Origin of the sequence: Bacillus solitudinis (assembly GCF_002797395.1) — a bacterium.
GTDB classification, from domain to species: domain Bacteria; phylum Bacillota; class Bacilli; order Bacillales; family Bacillaceae_D; genus Halalkalibacter_A; species Halalkalibacter_A solitudinis.
On sequence record NZ_KZ454943.1, the window covers coordinates 4182242 to 4187123 of the forward strand.

Sequence of the window (4882 nt, forward strand, 5' to 3'; positions counted from 1 at the left end):
TATTTATATTCGGACTGATATTTTTTGCATTTTGTCTTATCTTCTTTGTAATGAATTTTATTGGTGAATATGATGGATTGATGCTTATTGGGACATTGTTTGGAATGCTTAATGTAAGTATTGCAATGGGGATTTTTGAAGTTTTAGGAGTATTAAAAAGCAAAAAATAAATACTGTGTGAAAAGAGGTACTTAAACAAACAGGTGCTTCGTTAGCGAAACAAGGCATCGCTTGCCTTGTTCCGCTAACGGTCAGGATAGTTAAACAAGCAATAGAAGATTTATGATAAAGTTTAGCTATTGCTAAATCCAGTATAAAAGACAAGATAATGAACATAATTCAATAAGCAAATGGAGGGGAAATATGGAAAAGGTTCTACATAAGATAGCTAATTTGATTAACAGTAATGATGAAAAAATGATCATTGGGATTTCGGGTCATGGTGCATCTGGAAAGACAACGTTTGCCCATAATCTTATTAAACTTCTGGGACATGAAGATGTGAATTATATCAATACGGACCCATATATCATCGGCTCTCATCTTAGGAAGTACACTATATTAAAATATGAATATAAGAATCAACACCATCAAGACAAAATGACAGCTTGTCATCCTTCTGCTCATAATATATATGCTTTAGAGAGAGACCTTCAAATGGTGAGAGATGCTTTAGATTTTTATACAATAGGCACGCATTATACAGAGAGCAAGTTAATTTCTTCAAAAAATAAAGTAAATATTATAGAAGGCATGACCGTTGCCTTTACAGACCCCAATTTGTATAATCTAAAAGTTTACTTATATACAGATGGAGAAACCGAGCTGATGAGAAGGGGTATTCGTGATGTTTCTGAAAGGGGAACAGATATAAATTATTTAAGAAAATCTCATGAAGAGCGTAGAATTCAATATGATTTATTTATGCATCCTTATCATCGGAATTTCGATATAGTTTTAAAAAATTCAAATGAAAACTATATTCTTGAAAAAAGTTGTTTAATTAATTTGTGAAATAGTGTAATAAGGAGTTGTCAAGACGGCAGCTCCTTTTATTAATGTTAATGCGTAGTAGACCAATACTGTGCAGTAAAGGTGGGGGCCTGACGACATTTTTACGTCAAGACCCCTTTTTAATATAAGGTTCCCATATCATCTAGGGCAATAGTATAAGCTATTTCATAATAAGTTCGATTATGGTCATAAACTCCAGCTAAAACGCCTTTTCGAACAAGTATTAGAATATGTCTATTATTACTCTTAAATATTAATACAAGGATTTATCTTCTGGAAGATAATAATTAAGAAAAAGATAAAGCAAAATAAAACCAGGAGTGAATATAAAAATTATCCTAACTAGAATTGAGGGTATTTTTAGATAATTAGCAATTCCTCCACACACACCAAATAAAGATTTATCTTTTTTTGATTTAGTTATTTGCATGGTTAAACTCCTTTCTTCTTAATCTATTAGTTTGTACAAAATTATAAAAAATTAAGTTTCGTATTGGATACTAGTAATTAATGAAAAAAATACTTTTAATTTCCATAATGGTATTATATACATAAATTATGTAAAATATATACTATTATATCCTAATTAATATAGTATATATTTTACAAAATATATACTATTAGGAGGAGATAAACAATGAATAAAATTTTTTCTGTATTTGTCGTTTTTATTTCAATACTGGCATTAACAGTTTCACCAGTTTCGGCATCAAGTTCTAATGAAGATCCTAAAAAATGGGTAGAGGATAATGAGGTTGAAATCAGAGAAAACTTTACAGAACTTGAAATTGACAAAAAACTCAAGATAAATTAATAAAAAAGTTAAAAATAGGTAAACCTCTTGATTCTACGGAACCGAAAAACTTGGATAAAGCCAAAAAGAAACTAAAGAATTTACCAATAGGTGAATCTGAAACTATTGAATTTGAAGATGGGTCAAAAATAGAATATGGTACTAAAATAGATGAAGACTTTATCAGTATAAGTAGTTTAAATCCAGGCAGTTATCGAGTTACTGCTTATTGGTATACAGGTCTAGTCAATGCAGATTATAAAGTAGACATTGTAATTAAATCGGGATCTAACAACGATTACATAGTGAAAGCACAATCTCCGGGTATAGTTGTTATTGGTGGTAGTTACTCGAATGATAAATTGGTAACACCAAGAACTCATGAAACATCTACAAGATATGCTTACTCTCACTTGTCATTTGATTATTCTCTCCCAGGGGTTAATGCAAAATTTAATCTTTACTTACAAGTCGGAAAAGATAACCATTTTGCTAACCAACGTTCTAACTTCATATTTAAATCGTTAAACAATAGAAAAAGATATTCTAAAACGGTAATAATCGTTAAATACTCTTCTTTAAAAGGTAAACACTACTACATCCTTATGTCTGCGATCACCACTCAAACCACGTTGAGTGTGTTGCGTTGATTAGAGCGGATTTAGAAGGTTTTATGTCCCCTCACCGGAAGGCTTGGGATTTTATGTGAAAAGAATGTAATATTCTTACTGGGGCAAAGATCGAGGAATTTATATCTCATGAAAATGAGCGTATTAGCGATACGTTAGTGTGCCTGTCCTTATTTCAATTCTCTTTGTGAGTTTTAATCCTAAAGCTGGCGGACCAGCTTTTTTTTCGGAGACCTGGTGCATTTTGAAAACAAATGCAAGGAGCTGCCTCTCAGTCACACATGACGAAGGACAGCTTCTTTTGCTTCTATTGATGTTATTGACAATTTCCAAGAAGCATTATACCTTCTAAGACAGGAGCACCTGAAGTGCCGGCCAACGAATTAATAGGGCGTACTAACACACGCGAGTTTGGCGTAACGGTTGCAGCGGTAGGAAGTTCTATTCGGGATGACCAAGTAGGTGGGTCTTCGGGAGTAGCAAATAACTGGTTTCTAAAGCTTCCAGTCCCGAGAATAATAATTTCACCTGTATACTTGTCAAAATCACCGAAAACTTGAGGTTGCGGTAAGGTTACCATAATGCTTACAGCCTGACCTCCTCTTGGACCAAAATTCACATAAGCTACGCCGCCTGTACCGAATGGTGCCCTCCCTCGGGGCTGTAAAGACGTACAGCACGGGTAAGGGATTAAACCCGGAACGCAGAGAATGTCTCCGGGAAATAATACATTAGGATTTGGAATATGGGGATTGTTGACTGCAAGTGCTTCTATTCTTACTCTAAACATCTGCGCAATGGTATAAAACGTGTCTCCTGGAATTACGGTATACCGACCCAAAAACCCCTGTGGACAGTTTCCTGGTATTCTTGCTCGCTGTCTATACATAAATACTGCCTCCCATTGTAGAAACCTTATTTTATGGTATGTGGTAACGTTTAAAATGGGTATGATTTTTTGAATCATGAATTAATTATCATCAAAACAGTAAAAACACTTTCTTTTTTTTGGGTAACTATTTTAAAGCATCTTTGACAAAGGTTACGTTTGTCCGTTTAGTTGGAGACCCATGATTGAATTATCATCAGCTTTTTTATATTGGAGACTCATGTTTGTATCAACGACCCTAAGTATATACAGAAAAATAATAGTGGTTAGGCAACCTTTACGGATAAAAGTAACAGATTCATTTTGCTGCGTAGTACAAAACTACTGCACAGTAGAAAAGAAGGACGATAGCCATAAAATTGGCCATCGTCCTTCTTCAACTATAGGGTGCGTTTCTGCAACAGCAGCAGGAATGCTTTTTATTTTCACTCCCATATAAAAGGAAATTAATGTTAGTATAGAAATTTGATTTTATTATTAAATACTATTTTTATTATCAATTTTCTTAAATTTCCCAATTACTCATACATTTTTTGGTTTATTCTTTTTATTGTTGGATTAGTTTTTTCGATTAAGTCGTTGGGTAAATATCGTTCTAAGAAGAAAAGAATTTCTCTCTCAGTAATTTCTATTGTTGCCAATATAAACAGTTTAGCTTTTTGTTCTTTAGCGATTTTTGCAGAATATATGATGGGACCACCTGCTTAAGAAAAAATCTCTTCTTCAAGTAACGGGTGCGTTAGTTTAAAAAGAATTGAGTGATTTTAGGACTGAGACCATATTTTAGTTATTCCATTAAAGGGCGCAATTATTGAGCAACTCAGGGCTGTTATAGCAGCCCTTCTTCCTTATTCACTGCTTATTTAAGGGAAGTTTAGTGGAATAAACAACTGATTTCCCTCTGTATTTCAAAGAGTATTCCTGCTAAGATCGAGATAAATTAATCTTGTTAAATAAAAAGAGGATAAAAAATGAAAAATGTTAAAATTTTTATGTACTTCTTTCTTTTTTCTGGATTGTTCGGTTTATCGAGTATTTACCTTAGAGAAAATTTCGGTAAACCCTTAAATTCATTAGAAATTATAGATATGTTTAGAATGGTTATGGCTGGTTTAGTTCAAATTGCAAGTATGTTCTTGGTTTATGATACTTTCTTAAGATTCAAAGAAATATCAAAAGGTAAAAAAAGATTTTTATTAGTCGTTGCGATTCCTTGCTCTATCGTTTATTTTTTATTTCTTATTGGGGTATATCTTGAATAAATAAGTATTTCTTATTCAATTAAAGGGCGCGTTTCTAAATTTAAGAACGCGTCTTTTTCATGTATTGGGCCATTTAGTTTAATAAGCAAATTAATGATATTCTTTTAACGGAACCAAAAAACCTATATACAAGATGTAGGTTAACATAGAGTTAGTAACTGATCAGGATTTCATATTAAATCTTTAGCTACAATCCATTTGCATTCTGAAATTGATAATAAAATAATATTTGCTCTGAAACGCGTCCCACATTTTATACTGTCTATATATTTTAACTTACAGAAATGAAGCATCA

At 32.7% G+C, this 4882-nt stretch carries 6 protein-coding genes; 4 read left to right on the plus strand and 2 right to left on the minus strand.

Annotated features, from left to right (window positions below):
- Positions 1 to 363: 363 nt before the first annotated feature.
- Positions 364 to 1014, plus strand: coding sequence for a uridine kinase family protein (locus CEF19_RS20515; RefSeq protein WP_100407772.1), 651 nt, complete (start codon positions 364 to 366; stop codon positions 1012 to 1014).
- 253 nt (positions 1015 to 1267) lie between these two features.
- Here CEF19_RS20515 and CEF19_RS20520 read toward each other — a convergent pair whose 3' ends face one another.
- Positions 1268 to 1444, minus strand: a complete 177-nt coding sequence (locus tag CEF19_RS20520) for a PspC domain-containing protein (protein ID WP_100407773.1) — start codon at positions 1442 to 1444, stop codon at positions 1268 to 1270.
- 207 nt (positions 1445 to 1651) lie between these two features.
- Between CEF19_RS20520 and CEF19_RS23340 the strand changes: the two genes are divergently transcribed.
- Together CEF19_RS23340 and CEF19_RS20525 are read left to right on the plus strand one after the other, a co-directional pair.
- A complete protein-coding gene (locus tag CEF19_RS23340) occupies positions 1652 to 1828 on the plus strand; it encodes a hypothetical protein (protein WP_157801032.1) in 177 nt (58 codons plus the stop codon).
- Positions 1829 to 1878: 50 nt separating this feature from the next.
- Entirely contained in the window at positions 1879 to 2457 is a 579-nt protein-coding gene (locus CEF19_RS20525; RefSeq protein ID WP_100407774.1) for a DUF5626 family protein, read from the plus strand.
- Between the two features lie 295 nt (positions 2458 to 2752).
- On the opposite strand, the gene CEF19_RS20530 is transcribed toward CEF19_RS20525, so the two are convergent.
- On the minus strand, positions 2753 to 3325 hold the full coding sequence (locus tag CEF19_RS20530; RefSeq protein ID WP_198510338.1) for a LysM peptidoglycan-binding domain-containing protein: 573 nt from the start codon (positions 3323 to 3325) through the stop codon (positions 2753 to 2755).
- Positions 3326 to 4296: 971 nt separating this feature from the next.
- On the opposite strand from CEF19_RS20530, the gene CEF19_RS20535 reads away from it, so the two are divergent.
- Positions 4297 to 4587, plus strand: coding sequence for a hypothetical protein (locus CEF19_RS20535; protein WP_100407776.1), 291 nt, complete (start codon positions 4297 to 4299; stop codon positions 4585 to 4587).
- Positions 4588 to 4882 lie beyond the last annotated feature (295 nt).

Excerpts from the sequence above, each read along its gene's own strand:
- CEF19_RS20515 (WP_100407772.1), top strand. The coding sequence starts at position 364 with ATGGAAAAGGTTCTACATAAGATAGCTAATTTGATTAACAGTAATGAT.
- CEF19_RS20520 (WP_100407773.1), bottom strand. The coding sequence starts at position 1,444 with ATGCAAATAACTAAATCAAAAAAAGATAAATCTTTATTTGGTGTGTGT.
- CEF19_RS23340 (WP_157801032.1), top strand. The coding sequence starts at position 1,652 with ATGAATAAAATTTTTTCTGTATTTGTCGTTTTTATTTCAATACTGGCA.
- CEF19_RS20530 (WP_198510338.1), bottom strand. The coding sequence starts at position 3,325 with ATGTATAGACAGCGAGCAAGAATACCAGGAAACTGTCCACAGGGGTTT.
- CEF19_RS20535 (WP_100407776.1), top strand. The coding sequence starts at position 4,297 with ATGAAAAATGTTAAAATTTTTATGTACTTCTTTCTTTTTTCTGGATTG.